General features: G+C 44.3%; 20 protein-coding genes. 17 read left to right on the forward strand and 3 right to left on the reverse strand.

What is annotated here, in order from left to right:
* Positions 1-365 precede the first annotated feature (365 nt).
* Together R7R78_RS19205 and R7R78_RS19210 are read left to right on the forward strand one after the other, a co-directional pair.
* Positions 366-1,127 carry a cytosolic protein gene (locus R7R78_RS19205; protein ID WP_225474135.1) on the forward strand — a complete coding sequence of 254 codons (762 nt, stop codon included), beginning with the start codon at positions 366-368 and terminating at the stop codon, positions 1,125-1,127.
* Positions 1,128-1,230: 103 nt separating this feature from the next.
* Positions 1,231-2,262, forward strand: a complete 1,032-nt coding sequence (locus R7R78_RS19210; RefSeq protein ID WP_225474136.1) for a cytosolic protein — start codon at positions 1,231-1,233, stop codon at positions 2,260-2,262.
* Positions 2,263-2,425: 163 nt separating this feature from the next.
* On the opposite strand, the gene R7R78_RS19215 is transcribed toward R7R78_RS19210, so the two are convergent.
* Together R7R78_RS19215 and R7R78_RS19220 are read right to left on the reverse strand one after the other, a co-directional pair.
* Positions 2,426-2,782: a YibL family ribosome-associated protein gene (locus R7R78_RS19215; protein WP_005374274.1), complete on the reverse strand. Its 357-nt coding sequence runs from the start codon at positions 2,780-2,782 to the stop codon at positions 2,426-2,428.
* Positions 2,783-2,867: 85 nt separating this feature from the next.
* A complete protein-coding gene (locus R7R78_RS19220; protein ID WP_033906222.1) occupies positions 2,868-3,863 on the reverse strand; it encodes a 2-hydroxyacid dehydrogenase in 996 nt (331 codons plus the stop codon).
* A gap of 241 nt (positions 3,864-4,104) precedes the next feature.
* On the opposite strand from R7R78_RS19220, the gene R7R78_RS19225 reads away from it, so the two are divergent.
* A complete protein-coding gene (locus R7R78_RS19225) occupies positions 4,105-4,587 on the forward strand; it encodes a L,D-transpeptidase family protein (protein WP_005374271.1) in 483 nt (160 codons plus the stop codon).
* Positions 4,588-4,622: 35 nt separating this feature from the next.
* Here the strand turns inward: R7R78_RS19225 and R7R78_RS19230 are convergent, their stop codons facing one another.
* Positions 4,623-5,333 (reverse strand): glycerophosphodiester phosphodiesterase family protein, encoded by a 711-nt coding sequence (locus tag R7R78_RS19230; protein ID WP_225474137.1) that lies wholly within the window; start codon positions 5,331-5,333, stop codon positions 4,623-4,625.
* 230 nt (positions 5,334-5,563) lie between these two features.
* On the opposite strand from R7R78_RS19230, the gene R7R78_RS19235 reads away from it, so the two are divergent.
* The 14 genes from R7R78_RS19235 to R7R78_RS19300 all read left to right on the forward strand — a co-directional run bounded on the left by R7R78_RS19235 (position 5,564) and on the right by R7R78_RS19300 (position 17,937).
* Positions 5,564-6,229 (forward strand): response regulator transcription factor, encoded by a 666-nt coding sequence (locus tag R7R78_RS19235; protein WP_005386018.1) that lies wholly within the window; start codon positions 5,564-5,566, stop codon positions 6,227-6,229.
* A complete protein-coding gene (locus tag R7R78_RS19240; RefSeq protein ID WP_222711991.1) occupies positions 6,229-7,602 on the forward strand; it encodes a sensor histidine kinase in 1,374 nt (457 codons plus the stop codon). The genes R7R78_RS19235 and R7R78_RS19240 overlap by 1 nt, the downstream gene beginning before the upstream one ends.
* A gap of 207 nt (positions 7,603-7,809) precedes the next feature.
* Complete coding sequence (locus R7R78_RS19245) at positions 7,810-9,903, forward strand: TonB-dependent siderophore receptor (protein ID WP_136976328.1); 2,094 nt, start codon at positions 7,810-7,812, stop codon at positions 9,901-9,903.
* Positions 9,904-9,977: 74 nt separating this feature from the next.
* On the forward strand, positions 9,978-10,745 hold the full coding sequence (locus R7R78_RS19250) for a DUF3450 domain-containing protein (RefSeq protein ID WP_054574483.1): 768 nt from the start codon (positions 9,978-9,980) through the stop codon (positions 10,743-10,745).
* Positions 10,746-12,113, forward strand: a complete 1,368-nt coding sequence (locus tag R7R78_RS19255; protein WP_065275095.1) for a MotA/TolQ/ExbB proton channel family protein — start codon at positions 10,746-10,748, stop codon at positions 12,111-12,113. It begins immediately after the preceding gene.
* Positions 12,113-12,667 carry a MotA/TolQ/ExbB proton channel family protein gene (locus tag R7R78_RS19260; RefSeq protein ID WP_017635540.1) on the forward strand — a complete coding sequence of 185 codons (555 nt, stop codon included), beginning with the start codon at positions 12,113-12,115 and terminating at the stop codon, positions 12,665-12,667. The genes R7R78_RS19255 and R7R78_RS19260 overlap by 1 nt, the downstream gene beginning before the upstream one ends.
* Positions 12,664-13,068, forward strand: a complete 405-nt coding sequence (locus tag R7R78_RS19265) for an ExbD/TolR family protein (RefSeq protein ID WP_005374257.1) — start codon at positions 12,664-12,666, stop codon at positions 13,066-13,068. The genes R7R78_RS19260 and R7R78_RS19265 overlap by 4 nt, the downstream gene beginning before the upstream one ends.
* A complete protein-coding gene (locus R7R78_RS19270; RefSeq protein WP_213872764.1) occupies positions 13,068-13,688 on the forward strand; it encodes an energy transducer TonB in 621 nt (206 codons plus the stop codon). The genes R7R78_RS19265 and R7R78_RS19270 overlap by 1 nt, the downstream gene beginning before the upstream one ends.
* Complete coding sequence (locus R7R78_RS19275) at positions 13,685-14,857, forward strand: tetratricopeptide repeat protein (protein ID WP_213886239.1); 1,173 nt, start codon at positions 13,685-13,687, stop codon at positions 14,855-14,857. Before R7R78_RS19270 ends, R7R78_RS19275 begins: the two co-directional genes overlap by 4 nt.
* Positions 14,858-14,990: 133 nt before the next feature.
* The gene (locus tag R7R78_RS19280) at positions 14,991-15,620 is read left to right on the forward strand and encodes a PepSY-associated TM helix domain-containing protein (RefSeq protein ID WP_021035904.1); all 630 of its coding nucleotides are present in this window, start codon (positions 14,991-14,993) and stop codon (positions 15,618-15,620) included.
* Between the two features lie 20 nt (positions 15,621-15,640).
* On the forward strand, positions 15,641-16,180 hold the full coding sequence (locus R7R78_RS19285) for a DUF2271 domain-containing protein (RefSeq protein ID WP_025768071.1): 540 nt from the start codon (positions 15,641-15,643) through the stop codon (positions 16,178-16,180).
* Positions 16,181-16,195: 15 nt separating this feature from the next.
* The gene (locus R7R78_RS19290; RefSeq protein WP_137282881.1) at positions 16,196-17,026 is read left to right on the forward strand and encodes a DUF4198 domain-containing protein; all 831 of its coding nucleotides are present in this window, start codon (positions 16,196-16,198) and stop codon (positions 17,024-17,026) included.
* 42 nt (positions 17,027-17,068) lie between these two features.
* Entirely contained in the window at positions 17,069-17,389 is a 321-nt protein-coding gene (locus R7R78_RS19295; RefSeq protein WP_005374251.1) for a hypothetical protein, read from the forward strand.
* Positions 17,386-17,937 (forward strand): DUF6162 family protein, encoded by a 552-nt coding sequence (locus tag R7R78_RS19300; protein ID WP_033906233.1) that lies wholly within the window; start codon positions 17,386-17,388, stop codon positions 17,935-17,937. Before R7R78_RS19295 ends, R7R78_RS19300 begins: the two co-directional genes overlap by 4 nt.
* Positions 17,938-17,944: the final 7 nt, after the last annotated feature.

A 17,944-nucleotide genomic window follows, 5' to 3' on the forward strand; every position in this document is an offset into this window, starting at 1 on the left:
GAAAGCACCGGTCTTGAAAACCGGCATACGTTAATAGCGTATCTAGGGTTCAAATCCCTATCTCTCCGCCACTTTTAAAAAAAACCGCTGTTCTTACAGCGGTTTTTTTTATCTGCGGTTTTTTTTATCTGCTGTTTTTTAACCGCTGTTATCGAAACTTCTAATTGGTTTTTCTCTAGCTCTTTCTCCAAGTTTTTGCGTACCTACTTTGGGTTTAGTTTACGCAGTAATACCTTCAATCGAAGACATTTCCATACGTCTCATTTGGGCTTCAAATAGAGCTTTGTTAAGTCTCAACGTGGGATGCTTAAACGCATTTTGATAGAGTTCCAGTCTAAATACTGCGGATGCACTTGGAGAAAAAAATGAAGCTACTTTACTGGTTAGATGAATGGCAAGCTCTTACTCAACAAGAACAAGAGATGGCTTTACCTATCTCTGGCTACGATTTACTTGATGATGTGTTTGTGAAGTATGAACTCGTCGATCTTAACAAGCCATTGTTGTTCACATTTTCTCCTTCCGGTACTGATGTGCAGGTACAAGATTTAACTCCGGATTTTTCTCCTTGGGGCTACGAGCTCGGAATACAACAACAAGTAAACATTATTGCCTTTCAACATTTAGGACAAAGTAATTGGTTCCGTAGTCGGAATTTGATTTTCTTTCTGGAGCAGCTATCTGAGTTGCTTCACCCCTTCAAATGTCGTTTGGGTTATGGGCAAAGTCGAGGTGGCTTTGCAATTAGCGCGTTTGCTAACTTGCTGAAACTAGAACATCTTTTGTTGTTTTATCCTGTTAGCACAAAAAATAAAGCGTTGGTGCCTTGGGATGATCGGCCGAGTACTGAGCTTGCTCAGCAGTTTGCTTGGGAAAGCGGCTACCATGATCGAGATTTGGGCAATGCCAAAGGTTATATTATTTATGACCCATCCAATCGCATTGATTGTCTTCATGCTGAACGTTATCCAGAGCTTACCCATTTAAAAGTCGTCGGTATGGGACACGGCACTCAATCCACACAATTAGATAAATTAGAATTTTTTAATCTGGTGGCGCAGGAGTTTGTTCGCCATCAAACCTTAGATATTGACCAATTTAATAAGCAAATTCACGCTTTGTTTTAAAAGAGGACTGATATCAGAGTCCCCTGTAACCAGGGGGAGATGATCACACACTAAAAACTAGATTTTTAACACAATTGCTAGGCGCAATTTAGATGGAGGATTAATGAAGTTACTGTACTGGTTGGATGAATGGCTGGCTCTTTCTCGTGAAGAACAGCAAACCAGGCTACCGATGTCCGGGGAGGACTTACTTGATGATGTATTTGTTAAGTATGAGTTTGTCGACCGCAATAAACCGTTGTTGTTCACCTTTTCCCCTGCTGGTACGAATCTACAAGTACAGGACTTACACTCAGACTTTGCGCCTTGGGGCTATCGCTTAGCCCAGAAACAAAAAGTAAATATTATTTCATTTCAGCACCTTGGGAAAAGTAACTGGTTTCGTAGCCGTAATTTAATTTTCTTTCTAGAGCAACTGTCGACTTTACTTGAGCCCTTTGAATGTCGTTTAGGCTATGGACTTAGCCGCGGTGGTTTTGCTATTGGTGCCTTTTCCAATCTATTAAAGTTGGATCAAGTATTGATGTTTCACCCGGTCAGCACAAAAAACAAAGTTTTGGTGCCATGGGATGATAGGCCAAGTACTGAACTAGCCCAACAATTTGATTGGGAAGGAAAGTATCACGACCTTGACCTTGGCGATGCAAAAGGCTATATCATTTATGATCCAACTAATGAAATCGACCGCCTTCACGCCAAACGCTACCCAGAGCTCACTCACTTAAGAGTCTTCGGGATGGGGCATGGTACCCACGCGACGTATTTGAATAAATTCGGTTTTTATAAGCAAGTGGCCGTAGACTTTATACGTTATCAGAAGATAGATATAGCGCAGTTTCGTCATCAGACCAAAACGCTGCGCTTAAAAGAAGATTACTATCAGTGCCTTAACAAGGCGAATGCGAGCTCACAGCATCGTTTAAACTTACTGAGTACCGCTCATAATGTACTAATTGAAGAAAAGAAAGAACATGTGAAGGAGCATAAAGCACAAATCGATATTCAGCCACTTGTTGATATTGCACTTAAGCATGAGTATGACAACCCGCAAGATGCAGTACAGCTTTTGGAAGTCGCTCAGCAGTTGGTTCCGAATGATCCCGTTGTGGAGCACAAGTTGCAGCAACTGTCGTAACGTTGAGATGTAATGCGGACGATATTGGTCGAAATAGGTCAGTGGCTTTTGTCGCTGGCCTTTTTAATAGCTTATGGATTGATATTTCGATGAAATCTAATGAAGCAGTACAAAATAAAAAGCCCAAGCAAATGCTTGGGCTCCATAAATGTTAATGCGAGTTTTAAAACTCTTTTGGCGCAAAGCCTGTCATCACATCAAGGCGAAGTTCTTTACCAACTTTTGTTAATGGGTGAACGATTACTAAGCCGCGTACGCGTTTTTTCAGTTTGCCGATGTCCGCTTGTTCTGCTTTGGTGATTTCACGAGAGAAAGGCATATCAAGTAAGCTTTTACGTTCTTTGTTCAGCTCATAGTTTTGCTTGTGCTTTAACTGGTTAAGCTTTTTGGTAAGCTGTTCTACTTCATCCGTGAACTTTGTAATCATTTCGTGATCACCACGAGAACGTGCCGCATCAAGTTTACGTTGGCATGTATCTAAACGGTTGTGCAGCTTTTGAATATCAGTTTTTATGCTCATGGTAATTTGGCTCAAATTTTAAATAGTCGAGAAGTATAGCATAGCTGAGATCACACGCTCTACTATACTTCTCGATTGTCTGGCTTTAGTTAATCAGTTCATTGCCCGATACGTTACCAGAGAAAAAGGCTTCGACGTTATCAAGCGTCACAGAGGCAATATTATTAAGTGCTTCGTGAGTCAAGAATGCTTGGTGGCCAGTAAACAGCACGTTATGACAAGCCGATAAACGGCGGAAAACATCATCTACAATGACATCGTTAGATTTATCTTGGAAGAATAAGTCTTTTTCATTGTCATACACGTCTAGGCCAAGCGCACCAATCTTACCTTGTTTCAACGCTTCTATCGCCGCTAGTGAATCTAGCAACTCGCCTCGACTGGTGTTAATGATCATTACACCATCTTTCATTTGCGCGAAGGCTTTTTCGTTCAATAAGTGATAGTTTTCTTCACTCATTGGACAATGGAGAGAGATAACATCCGCATTAGCGTAGATTTCTTCAAGCGAACAGTAACGGGCTCCCATTTCTAGTGCTAATGGGTTTTCGTAGGGGTCGTAGCAAAGCAGTTCCATGCCAAGCCCTTTGAAGATACGCATCGTCGCGATACCAATCTTACCCGTACCAATAACACCAACGGTTTTTCCGAAAAAGTTAAAGCCAACAAGACCTTCTAGCGAGAAGTTGGCGTCACGTGTCCGTTGGTAGGCCTTGTGAAGACGGCGGTTTAGACACATCATTAAACCAACCGTGTGCTCTGCCACTGCTTCTGGTGAGTAAGCAGGAACTCGAACCACTTGTAAGCCTAGTTCTTTGGCTGCTTGTTGATCAACTTTATCAAATCCCGCGCAGCGCATAGCAATAAGCTTGGTCCCGCCTAGAGAAAGCTGTTTAAGAACGGGAGCTGAAAGATCATCATTAACGAACGCACATACAACATCACTGCCGTGCGCCATCTTGGCTGTTTTTTCGGTTAGTCGGAAGTCGTGATAGTGGAATTCAAAATCGCGGTTATTTTTAATTTTATTAAAAGAGGCTTCGTCGTAGGATTTTGCACTAAAAAAAGCAATGTTAATCATGGTTCCCTCTCAAAAAGTGCGGACTTTATAAATAAATATGCTTATAAAGTAATGCAACTTAGCCGCAATGAATAGAGAAATCTTCTCTTTGACTTTTGTTGTATCAAATAACGATAAGAAGTACGCCTTTCAGCGAGTCTATCTTATGGTTCCGCATTAGATACTGTTTGCTTTACGAGCATTAACTGACTAGCATTATCGCTCTTTTCTTGTTCACTTTATTAGCTTAGGCGTTACGACAATGTCAGTAAAATGGTTCTCTATGTTCTTGTGTTGTGTGTTTGCTTCTGGCACTCACGCAGCTGTTGACCTCGTTAAAGTCGACAAGTCTAAGCGTCGAATGTATTTGATGGAACAAGGAGCAGTGCTAAAAGAATACCGAATTGCTTTAGGAGCGAACCCTCAAGGACATAAACAAGAAGAGGGAGACAATCGCACACCAGAGGGCGAATACACTCTAGATTATGTTATAGAGGACTCTGCTTTTTATCGTTCTGTGCATATCAGTTACCCTGATGCGATTGATACGTTGGAAGCGAAGCGCCGAGGTGTGTCCCCTGGAGGGAACATCAAAATTCATGGCTTAAAAAACGGTGAGAGTCAGTTGCCGATTTACATCCAAAGTTTTGATTGGACTAATGGGTGTATTGCGATTACCAACGAGGAGATGGACGAATTTATCCAGCTTGTCGAGATGGGGACACCAATTCAGATTGAGTGGTAACAAAAGGTCCCCTTTAATGTTCTGGCTCTTATAGGCTATGGCATAAAGCGCTGTGGATGATCACTAAAAATACCGTCTAACTGAGGCAGGTATTTCAGTTTATTTGGATTGTTCACCGTATAGCACATCACTTTGTAACCGGCTTGTTGGAGTTTGTTTATCTGGCGAGTACGAACCCAGTTAATGTTTAGGTTGCAGCTATAGGCACTAACTTCTTCCAAAAGGCGTTTATCTTTTCTCGTAAAGAATTCACTTAACACACCCAATCGGTAGCCACTGCAGTATTTGTGCATCGCTCTAATGACGTCATGACTAAAGCTCGATAGGAGTACATTCTCTTGCGGCATTGGACTTTTTGCTAACGCATTGGCTAGAGTCTGCGCCACTTCTTCCGCTGGATGGTTGTCTACTTTAACTTCGATATTCAAGTTAAGCTTATTCTCAGTAGCTAAAGTGAGCAGTTCATCTAGTGTCACGATCTTCTCGCCTGAAAAGTCTGTGCTAAACCAACTACCGAAATCTAATGCTTTTAAGTCTTCCAGGGTGAGCTCATCAACACGCCCTTGTCCATTGCTGCATCGATTGACGGTATGATCATGGCAAACCACTAAAACATTATCTTTGGTAGGCTGTATATCCACTTCCACCCACCTCAACCCCAGGTCAATGGCTGCCTGAATGCTTATTTTTGTATTCTCAGGGTATGAACCTGCCACGCCACGGTGACCAATTAATAACGTTTCCATTCGCTTTATCTTTTGCTTTGTGGTTGCCAGATTGTACTCGTTTTTTCTATGAAGATATATCTAGGTGCATATTGTTAGGAACCTTTAGTGCAAGTGAACATTAAACTCTAATAGTACGTTGCTGCTTCTTGGACTGAGTCCTGTTGACTTAAAGCCTTAGAGTGTGTAGTTGTTTAATTGGTAAATGAGTAATAAAATGCGAACCATTTTTATTTGAATGGTGAGTGGTAATGTCACGAGTTTTGATAGTCGATGATGACGTTCCTTTGTGTGAGCTGTTAGAAGCGGTTTTGCAAGAGGAGGGCTACATCGTCTCTTCTGTGCATTGCGGTGAAAGTGCGCTGCAATATATGGAAAAAACGCCTGTAGATCTTGTATTGCTTGATGTCATGTTACCAAACCTTAACGGCATGCAAGTTGCTCGTAGGATCTGTCAGCGCTTCGCGACACCTATTCTAATGCTTACCGCTCTCAACGATGAAAACTCGATGCTTGATGGTTACCAAGCGGGGGCCGATCAGTATATCGGAAAGCCCTTTAATGTCGCTGAGCTTCTAATGCGCATCAAAGCGATTCTTCGTCGTGTTGGCTTGGAACGTCAACGTCAGACGATGTGTAGTACCGTTCAAACGATCAGCGACCAGCTTAATAGCTTACCCCTCACAAGTACGGAAGCTGAACTATTGAGCTACTTGGTAAAAAACCAAGGAGTCGTGATTTCAAAAGCAGAGCTTCAAACTGAAGTGTTAAAGAAAGAGCTGAGTCCTTTTGATCGCAACCTTGATATGCACATCAGCAACATACGTCGCAAGTTAGTTGAAGCGGGGCTTTCCAAGCAACATATCAAAACCTTCCGTGGCAAAGGTTACAGTTATTTAGAGGCTGTAAACCGTTAATGAAGCTCCGGTGTCCACCTTTTATTGCAAAACGTAAAGATAGCTTAGCGTTCAAGTTATTTAGTTGCATGACCGCAATTGTCATTAGTATTTTGGTCGTGCAATCCTTAGCGGAACAAGCTCTGGTGAAAGCCATGTTGAAAGTGCCCGATAGTGTGCGAGAAGAAATGCTAGACCTTGCACATCAAGCCAATGTATTGATTGAGCACGGAGACATGGACGAACTTGCTGACTGGGCAAATGCGCAAAACTTTTATTTATTTGTGTTGAATGAACATCAGCAACCAGTTACGCACCGTCTGATGCATCCGCACTTCGAGTTCAAACTCCAATTTAAGAGAAGCATTGATGATCAACTTGAGGGGAAAGTGAATCGCCCCATCATCAATATTCCTTTAGTTCATGGCAATACTTTAGTGATTCAATTGCCACATCGACTGCACCCTGCAAATGACTTCATTCTGTATTTCTCTATTCTCAAAGTCGTGATTGCAGTGGTTATTTTGGCGCTCTTTTCGCTGCTAATGGCACGTAACTTACAGCAACCATTGGATCGATTGAGAGAAGCAAGCAAAAAGCTATCTAATGGCGATTTTAATGTCAGTGTCGTGAAAGAGCTGAAGTCGAGCACGCGTGAGTTTAACGAGTTAGCGCAAGATTTCGATCACATGACGCAACAGATTCATTCTCTCGCTGAAAAGCAGCGACTGCTTATAAGAGATGTCTCTCACGAATTGAGAACGCCGTTAGCGAGGCAGAACTTGGTTCTGCATCTTTTGCGAAAGCGTGTTGGAGAAAGTGAGCAAAGCCTAGTGACAAGGCTAGAAGATGAAGCAAAAGAGCTAAACCATTTGATCAGCGATATATTGGAGTTCAGTCGCTTGGAAAATGCGCGCTTCGACAAAGCCACGAAACGCTGTGATTTAGAAGTTTTGCTCTCCCCGCAAGTAGAACGTTGCAAAATAGATTTGAAGTCAGAACAGACGTTGTCTTTCCGCTCAGAAGCTGTATGTGCTAAAGCCATTTGTGAAGAAACGCTGGTCATTCGTTGTTTGAACAATCTTATTGGTAATGCCATTAAATATTCAGGACAAGCATCTCAGATAGAAGTTTCTCTGGAAAATTATGTCAAAGAAGGGCAGCAGTTCACCATAATGTCAGTATCTGATGATGGGCCTGGTATTCCAGAGAACAAGCTGGTCGATATTTTTGATCCGTTTACACGCTTAGATGCTTCTAGAGATAAAAAGCTTGGTGGCTACGGTTTAGGTCTTGCGATTGTCAAAGAATCCATGCGTATTATGGGTGGAGCAGTTACGGCGAAAAACCGTGAGCAAGGTGGTCTGAGGGTTACTTTAGTGTTCAAGCAATAAGTATGATTAAGTCGTAATTTTTGTGATTAATATCACATTATCATAGCGCATCATCAGAGAGTACTTTACAAAAGTTTGCAAATGCAAAGAATGTAAATTTAATGCAAATGGTAATACTTATCACTTATATTCACCCGCGAAATAATTAAGAGGGAATCGCATTCAACAAGTATGTGACCCGAAAAATAATAATCGGAGTGAAAGGATATGTTTACTAAGAGCCATTTGGCGTTAGTGATCGGTGCAGTGTTAGCAACACCTGCAGTGGCGGAAGTTCAAACAGACGAACATGTAGTTGTAGAAGGTCGAGAGTTCGGCTACAAGGCAGATACAAACAGTACAGCAATGCGCATGGAAATGACGCAGCTGGAAACGCCGGGACAAGTAGCGGTTATCGATGAAACGGTAATTGATGAGCAGCGTGCAAGTACACTTGGTGAAGTGCTACGTAACGATGCAAGTGTTAGCGCGGGTGGTACAAGCCGTAACCGCGAACGTTTCTCTCTACGTGGTTTTGAACTTAGCAGTTCAGACGGTTTTCTTCGTGATGGTCGTCAACACTGGTCACACTACCGTCAGCCAATTGAGCTTTTAGAGCGTGTTGAAGTGCTTAAAGGTCCATCAGGTCTGCTATACGGTAAATCTGAGCCGGGTGGCTTGGTAAACATGGTTTCGAAAAAACCAACAACTCAAACACAAGCAAGTTTGAGTCAAGATCTAGGTTCGAATGATCACTCACGCACTGTGCTTGATGTGAGTGGCGCGCTAAATGATGCAGAGACACTGCGAGCGCGCGCAATTTTTGCCAAAGAAAGCTACGGCTCTTGGCGCAGGTACGGTGATGGCACCGAGCCAGAAACGGATCGTACGGTTGCGGGCCTAGTGGTTGAGTACGATATCACAGACAACTTTATGGTATCGGCTCATTACGATCGCACGAAAGACGATGGTAGCGTGGACTCTGGCGCATACATTGTTGATGGCAAAGCGGTTCGCGGTGATAAGTACATTTGGGATGCGCAGTGGTCTGAAATTGATAACGAAGTAGAAAACTACGGTGTCGATATTAATGCGCAAGTCACGGATAACGTGAACGTAAAAGCAGGTTACAACCGCCAAGACTTTAAGCGTTTTGATGTAGAGTCTTACCCTAAGTTTGATCAGTATGAAGAGTTAAATACGATTAAGCATCGAGGCAACGATCGCTCCGATAATTGGGTATTTGATACTGCATATATAGATGTGACGACGGACTTTACTTTGTTCGGTACGGAAAACACGTTGTTAGTGGGCGCTAACTACTTAGATTACAGTTATGATCGCTTTATGGCATTTCATAATGAGGCGAGTATTGCGCCAGGAGAAACGGTGCCTAAGCCTAGCTATCGTAGTTCGAAGAAATCACCAACTGCTGAGTACGATACTTGGGGTATCTACGCGCAAAATATGATGACGATTAATGATTACTGGCAAGTGCTTGCAGGTGTTCGTTATGACGAAAAGCGTGATGATGAACTGACCGAAAACCAGGTTTCTCCAAAATTTGGTGTCATTTTCCACCCATCGACGAATGGCTCGGTTTACGTTCAGTATTCTGAAAGCTTCATGCCTCAAGGTGAAGTCAGCAACGGTAGTCGTACCTACATCAATGAAGGTGAGAAACTCGACGCTGAGCGTGGTATCTCTTATGAAATCGGTACGAAGTGGGAACTGTTTGATCAGCGTTTATTTGTATCTGGTGCTGTGTTTGATATCACGTTAGAGAACATCTCGCTGGATGTTGAAAGCGGCAAAGACGCGGGCGGCAATCTCCTACACAAGAAAACGCAAGGTGGTGAGCAAGTTCACAAAGGCGCTGAGTTAATGGCTCAAGGTTTTGTGACCCCAGAGTTGTCGCTAACCGCTTCTGCAATGTATTTGGATGCAGAGCTTAAGAAGGCAGAAAGATATGAGGGCAACCGCCCTGTAGACGTGCCAGAGTTCTCGGCAAGCCTATGGTCTAGCTACAAGGTTCAAGACAACACTAACTTAAACCTTGGTTTGATTTATGAAGGTGATCGCTACGGTGATGCAAAAAACACCTTCAAGAAAGATGGCTACGCTCGCGTTGATATGGGCGTGTCATACAAACATAAGTACGATGAAAACTTGGATATCATCGCTCGATTCAATGTCGAGAATTTATTCGATACCGACTACTTCGCAGGTGGTGGTAGCACGAATGGCGAGCAAAAAGGTGCGAGTGGGGTTGTGGTTGGAGAAAGCCGCAACTACATGGCAACAATCCAGTTCAAGTACTGATAACAATTTGATTATTAAAGGGGAAGGGTAGTCTTCCCCTTTGGTCGTTTTTGGAACACAGAAATATAACTCGTATGAATCTAATGAAATCAAGTATCGCTCTGTTGATATCATCGGTTTTGATTCCCGCTCACGCGGCGAACTTAAACGATGCACAAGCTGTGCAGAGTAAAACAAACCAGTCGTCGGCGGTAAGCCAAAAACGTATTGATGCAAGCGCAGAAAAATCACTTACTCTAGAAGCTGAAATTGAGCAGCTGCAAGAGGAAGTCGGTAACTTGAAGATTTATCGCGATCATCTTGCAAGCCTTGTTGAGAGCCAAAATCAAGAAGTTGATAGCTTGAACGAGCAAATTGAGCAGATTGCTCAAACTCGTCAAGGTGTCGTGCCTTTGATGTATCACATGCTTGAAGGCTTAAAAGCGCTCGTTGCTAACGACAAACCTATACGCAAAGCGCAACGTGAGGAACGAATTGCAAAGCTGGATTCCATGATGACGCGTGCAGACGTTGCGGATGCAGAGAAGTTTCGTCGTATTTTAGAAGCGTACCAAATTGAAATGGATTACGGCACCAAGCTTGGCGTTTACCAAGGCAAGATTAACCTGGGTGACAATGAAGCTGTGGAGGCGGACATTCTCTATTTAGGGCGTTTGTCTTTGGTAGCACGTAGCTTATCTGGTGAGACATTCTGGAGCTGGTCACAGCAACAACAAGCATGGCAACAAGTGGGTTCTGAGCAAAAATCAGAGCTAGATAAAGCGTTCGCTATGGCGAATAAACAGATCGCGCCGAGTATGTTAACTCTGCCAGTGTCGTTAACCGCTGCGGAGGGCAAATAAATGATGAAAAAATGGTTATCGGTTGCACTAATCTCGACAGCCGCATTAATGCCTCATACAACTGTTGCTAGTGATGCGTTGTTACAAAAGGCGCAGCAAGAAAATCGTCAACAGCAATCGCACAATGTCACGCGTGAATCAGGTTTTAAGAAAACAGAGCAAGAGCTACAGGCTATAAAGAATAAATTGGCCGCAGAGCGAGCTGCTCTTCAAGCAGAAGCGGATTCATTAAGTGTTACTTTCGGTGAAAACGAAGCGGAACTGGCGCAGCTAGAAGAAAAGCTACGTCTAGAAACCGGGAGCTTAGGTGAGCTATTTGGCGTCGTTCGCCAGAACGCAAAAGAGCTAGAGTCAGAGCTCAAGAGCTCAGTAACGGGTGTAGATGCAAACTCATATCAGAAAGATATCGATGCTATTGTTGCGGCTAAATCACTGCCAACGTTGACCCAACTTCAGGCGATGTGGCACAGCATGGAAGAACAAATCAAAGCAAGCGGTGAAATGGCAAACGTCTCTTTCACACTGCTAAATGGCGAAGGTCGTGAACAAACGGTTAATGGTGTTCGTCTTGGTTCTATGGCGCTGCTGGATGAGACTGGCTACGTTAAGTGGAATGGTCAACGCGGAGACGCGGTAAACTATCTTCGTCAGCCTGAGAACGGTCCAACAGCGAATACTATTTCCTCTGGTGACATTGATGCACTTGTCATTGATCCATCACGTGGCATTCTTCTTGAACAGCTTGCAAACTCACCGACTTTGGCTGATCGCCTAAATGCGGGTGGCGTTGTCGGTAAAATAATCCTTGGTTTATTGGCTATCGGCCTATTGATTGCGCTCGTACGTGGTGCATCACTGATGATTTCGCGCCAGAAAATCATGAAGCAACTGAAAACCCCAGCGCAGCCAGGAAACAACCCTTTGGGTCGCGTGCTTGCGGTATACCAGAAAGACAAGCATCGCAGCGTAGAAGCGTTAGAACTACGTCTTTTGGAAGCTGTTGTTGATGAGCAAACCCACCTAGAAAAAGGGTTGTCGATGCTTAAGCTTCTTGCTGCTCTAGCTCCTATGCTTGGCCTACTAGGCACGGTAACGGGTATGATCGAAACCTTCCAAGTCATCACTCAATTTGGTAATGGTGATCCGAAAGTAATGGCGGGTGGTATTTCAATGGCACTTGTGACTACCGTACTTGGCCTTGTTTCAGCCATGCCTTTGCTATTAGCGCACAACGTATTGAGCTCTCAAGCAGAAAATATTCGCAGTATCTTAGAAAAACAAGGCATCGGTTTAGTTGCAGAACAAGCTGAGCGTGATATGCCGAGTAACAAAAGCCATTCTAACACCTTAGCGGAGAACGCAGCGTAATGGAGCAGATCCTACTCAGCACATTGGGTTTGATCAGTGAGGATTGGGCCACAACCTTGATGAGCTTTATGCAGCAAGGTGGTCAAATCCTATGGTGGCTGGCCGCCGTCGTGGCGGTGTGCTGGCTGTTGGTTATGGAGCGAGTTATTTATCTCACAACGGTTTTCCCTGGGGTAAAAAAACAGCTTTGTGAGCAGTGGCAAGCAAGATCAGAGCACCACTCTTGGTACGCGCATCAAATCCGTGAAGGATGGATTGCAAAAGCGCAAATCGAACTGCGCCAAAACCTATCGACTATTAAGCTACTTGTGGCGGTTTGCCCAATGCTAGGGTTGTTAGGGACGGTGACAGGCATGATTACGGTGTTTGACGTAATGGCATCGCAAGGCAGCAGCAATCCGAAATTGATGGCTTCTGGTATCTCACTTGCTACGCTGCCAACCATGGCAGGTATGGTAGCAGCGCTTGCGGGCATGTTTATTCATGCTCGCCTCAGCAAAGTGTGTGAACGAAAAGCTATCCAGTTAGAACAATCTTTAAGGAGTCAAAAGTGAGACTCGGACGCAGACCTAACCAACAAGATGAAGCTCAAGTCGATTTAACCTCGATGCTTGATATCGTCTTCATCATGTTGATCTTCTTCATTGTGACCAGTTCGTTTGTACGTGAATCCGGTGTAGAAGTGAATCGCCCTCAGGCTTCTAATGTAGTAAGCCAAAAAGATGCGGGCATTTTTATCGCAGTAACGGCAGCGAATGATGTGTACATCGACAAACGAGTGGTTGATATTGAGCGTGTTGAGGCCTCTATTGAGCACTTGTTACTTGATCAGCCTGATGCCTCGTTAGTTATCCAAGCTGACGAGCATGCTTACAATGGCACTGTCGTGAAAGTGATGGACGCTGCAAAGGCGGCGGGTGTGAAGAACATTGCATTGGCGGCGGAGAAACCTTAATGGGCAGGCTGTTACTTGCACTACCAGCATCACTGTTAATTTCTGTGAGCTTGTTTAGCTTTATGGCGTGGATGGTTGATAAAGGCAACCAGCGTGCACCAGAAGCTTCAGAAGCCGTTCGTTTTGATATGGTGATGGTAGAGAATGACGCAGACGTGCAGCGTCGTCAACGTTCAGTGCCGGAGCAACCAGAACCACCTCAAGCGCCGGAGCCAATGGATCTGTCTCAAGCTGACACTCAAATGGAACCAATGAGTCAGATGACGCCAGTCAGTGCTTTAGGTTTAAACACTGCCCTTGAAGGTATCGCGATCAGTGCCCCAAACTTGAAGGGAACAATGGGCAACCAGCAAGCACTGCCGTTGTATCGTGTTGATCCTCGCTATCCAAGTAAGGCGCTGAAACGTAGAGTGGAAGGTTATGTCATTATGCGTTTCACGATCGATGCAACTGGACGACCAAAAGATATTGAAGTGATCGAGGCTGAGCCCGAGCGCATGTTTGAAAGGGAAGCAATCCGTGCGCTTAAAAAATGGAAGTATCAGCCAAAAGTTGAGGATGGTGTGTCAATTGAGCAGTTCGGACAAACCGCTAAAGTGGAGTTCAAGTTAGCCAAATGATGAAAAAATTCTTAATCGGTACGGTATTAAGCCTGAGTGCACTCTCAACCATTGCCAGTGAGTTAAGCCAATACACCGCAGCGAGAGTTCAACGAGCACACAACTTGGCTCAAGAGGAGAAACTAAAAGAAGCGATTTCATCTCTTGAAGCTATGGAGCTTTCTCGTGGATATGACCAAGCTTATGTCGCTCGAATGTTGGGTATTTTTTACTGGCAGAACGAGCAAACTCAAGCGGCGATTAAGCAACTTGAGTTGGCAGTCAATAGTGGTTTGCTACAAGATGAGCAAGCATGGCAAACCCGAAAAATGTTGGCTGATATACTGCTGAACGAGCAACGTTTTTCTAAGGCGTTACCTCATTACTATGCCTTGAGCCAAAACATTCCTAAAGGTCAACAAGCGCATGAGCTATGGCTACGTATTTCCCAATCTCATTATCAACTGAGTCAGTGGCAAAAAGTGCTTTCAGCAATGGCTCGTTATGAGAAATTTGGTCAGCCAGACAAGCTTGGCGCATTGTCGATAAAGCTTTCTGCTGAGCTAGAACTGAAAAAGTGGAAGCCGGCAATCTCGACCATCAAACGCTTAATAGTGATTGAACCTGAGCGAATTGAATGGTGGCGTCAGCTTGTTGCTCTATACCTACGGGTTGATGACAACAAACGTGCCCTAGACTCTTTGGCGTTGGCAAAACTGAAAGGGTTACAACTTAGCCAAGATGACTTAAAGCTGCTGGCACAATTGTACGCGAAACGAGGTATTCCTGAGAGAGCTGCGTTGGTGATGAACGAGCTAGAGGATGTAAACTCGAATAGTAAGCTAAAAGCTCAGCAAGCAACGTATTGGCAAATGGCAAAAGAGTGGGAAGAGTCTATTGATAGCTGGCGTATTGCAGCTCAGCTAGATAGGCAGTATTACTGGAACTATTCTCAACTGCTGGTGCAAGAAGGCCATTATAAAGATGCCATTGCCGCGCTCGATAATGTCAGAGGTCGTAAAGCGGATGTTGCACTTATCAAAACTCGCGCTTACTACAAACTTAAGCGGTTTGACGATGCGCTCGCTAATGCCAAAAGAGCGAATGAGATTAAGCCATCGAATCAGGCAAAAAGTTGGGTTAAGTATCTATCTCAGCTACGCAAAGTAGAATCGACGCAGGACTCATAGCGAACATTTTTATTAAATACCCGAGCTCAGTCTCGGGTATTTTTTTGTTTAAAGTAAACAATGTAAATTAAATGCCAATACGAATGATTATCACCTAAATTATGCCCCACATTTATTGGTGATGATTGTTTCTATGTTGCTTAAAAGCAAAGGTGTTCAAACTTGGGCTCGCCGCCTACATATCTATATTTCGATGGCTCTTCTCTTAGTTACGCTGTTTTTTGCAGTAACTGGTATTACCCTCAATCGCCCCGAATTGTTTGAACGCAGTGAACCTATCATTCAACAACATACTCTGACGGTTCCGCACTCAGTTCTATTCTCACATTCAGATACCTTTCAACCTAATCGTGAAGAACTGGTAGCTTTCTTGACTAAAGAAACCGAGCTTCGCGGCACTCCCTCCGCACTAGATGTGTATACCGAAGTTGAGCAAGGTGAGTTGTTACTCGGAGAGCTTTCTATGGATTTTAAAGGCCCGGGTTATAACGCTACGGTCTTTATTGATATGACTACTGGTGCAGCAGACGTCGAAACGACGCACTACGGTATTGTTGCGCTGCTGAACGATCTACATAAAGGACGCAACAGTGGTGGGATTTGGAAGTGGTTTATCGACGTCACTGCGCTTTTGATGGTGTTTTTTGTTCTTACAGGCGTGTGCTTGTTACTGCCTAAGAAGAAGACGCTCAGAACGTCAATGCAATGGATGAGCTTTGGTACGTTACTGTCGCTCGTAATTTATTTTGTTGCTGTTCCATAACAGCTTTTTAGAGAACACTTATGTTGAACACAGGAAGATTTTTCCGCCGTAATCACTTTTGTAAAGCCGCTTTGATCGCGGCTTTTACTCCTTTCTCTCTTTCCGCGGCGCCTCTACCAGATAACGCGAAGGTCGACTTCGAACTCGAACTTCCAAAGATAGATACCTCAATGTATGCACGCCCTTATGTGGCGGTTTGGGTTGAAAACGATCAGCGTAAACCGGTTAAAACCATTCAGTTATGGGTAGGGAAAGACGAATGGTTAAAAGATCTACGCAGCTGGTGGAGAAAAACGGGTCGTTATGATCGTGAACTTGTTGATGCGGTGACTTCTGCAACACGTCCTGCTGGTCAATACCGCTTTGTCTGGGATGGAACCAATGACTCAGGGGAGCGTTTGGAACAAGGAAATTACACGTTGTACGTCGAAGTCGTTCGTGAACACGGTGGGCGAAACTACTTACGTCAAAAAATAACGCTAGCGGACAGTGACGTACGCTATGAGCTTAAACCAACACAAGAGACGGGTGTCATCACCGTCAATTATCAAGTTAAGTGATTAAAGGACACAACAATGAAAACCAAAATGAAAGCAGTGGCATTGGCGAGTGTAATGGCAATGGGATTGGCTGTAACCACCACCGCACAAGCACATCCACGTTGGGTTCTGCCCTCTCACTTTACGGTTTCTAAAGAAGGCGGTGACTGGCTGACATTTGATGTTACTGCCTCTCACGGAACGTTTGTTTTTGATAAGCCTGCGGGTAGTGACCAGGCATTTGTGGTGATGCCGGATGGCCGCTCTGAGCGTCCTAACTTTGTTGTTCGTGGCAAGCGTCGCTCTATGTTTGATTTCTTTTTTACAGAAGAAGGCACGCACAAAGTCGCGATTAATAATCAGCCGAGCTACTACACACAATACAAAGCGGGCCGTCGTGATACGGTGAAATGGGCGCGAGCAAACAAAGCTGAGCGTGGTGACGTGCTTCCTGAGCAAGCGCGTGATGTGGTTACTCAACTAAGTTACACCCGAGCAGAAAGCTACATTACGGTTGGTATGCCAACGGACAAAGCGTTGGAGATTGAAGGCAAAATGCTGGAGATGAAACCGATCACGCATCCATCGGACATCATTGAAGGTGAGCCTGTGACTTTCCAGTTTTTCTTTAACGGAGAGCCACAAGAGGGCGTTACTGCTGAGATTACACGTGAAGGGACCATGTACCGAAACCATCAAGAACAAATCGATGTGGTGAGCGATAAAGATGGCAAAGTGATCTTCACGCCAGAAGTCGCCGGGCGCTACTTAATGAAAGCGAACTACAAAGGTGAATTAAGAGATAATCCATTGGCGGATAAAGCGAGTGCCAATGTTCATCTTACGTTTGAAACTCAACTTAACTAATCGAATTAGGCTCAGCAATTGCTGGGCCATTTTGGAATTATCATGAATAACACTTCTCTTCTAAAAGCGGTTTTGCTTTTTTCTGGATTTGCGTCCTTTCACGCTGCTGCACATTTTCCTCTGATGAGCTGTCACTTGGCGCAAGATAAAGTGATTTGTGAAGCGGGCTACTCGGATGGATCGACAGCGGTCGACTACGATGTCGAAATGTACGATTACGACGACAATCTGATCGCCAAAGAAAAAACAGATAAGCGTTCCATCGCAGAATTTACTCACCCTGAAACAGATTTCTATTTGGTATTTGATGCCGGACATGAAAGCCCGGTGGAAGTGGATATCGTTGAGCTGAAAGAGAAATGAGTGTACAGAAAGTTCGCCCTGATGATGGTAACCGAGAAGGAAAATGGGTCGCACTGACAATCGCAGCAATTCTCAGTTCAGCAGCCATACTTATGCCCTACCATCAGGTCGCGACTGAAAAGCCAGACATGCAGTCTCATCAAGTGTTAATCACGGATTTACATCAAAATGAGTTGGGGTTGATCGCTGAGCTTAAGCTCGCTCATGAAGAGATTCGTGATTTGCAGTTAGATACCGGAACTTGGCCTGAGATCTCTGATATGGAGGTGCTTTGGATTGCTCCGTTCGTGAAAGACCAAAACTGGAAGCGTAAAGGTTCTCATCAGTGGCAACGAATTGATGACGGTGTCTACATTGGCGTGAAGACCAGTGCCCAAGGCTCTGCTTCCATGCTGTTGGATAGCCGCAGTTCTCAAGCTGATATTTGGTTTAATGATTCTAGCCGTTCGTTAAATGTGGAGGGACTAAGCGATCTAGCTAAACGCCACGATTTCGGGTGGAAACAAATCATTCTGTCAGACTCTTCTTCCCACTCTCACGCCCATTAAGACAACA

The sequence above is a fragment of the Vibrio sp. 2134-1 genome, assembly GCF_033339495.1.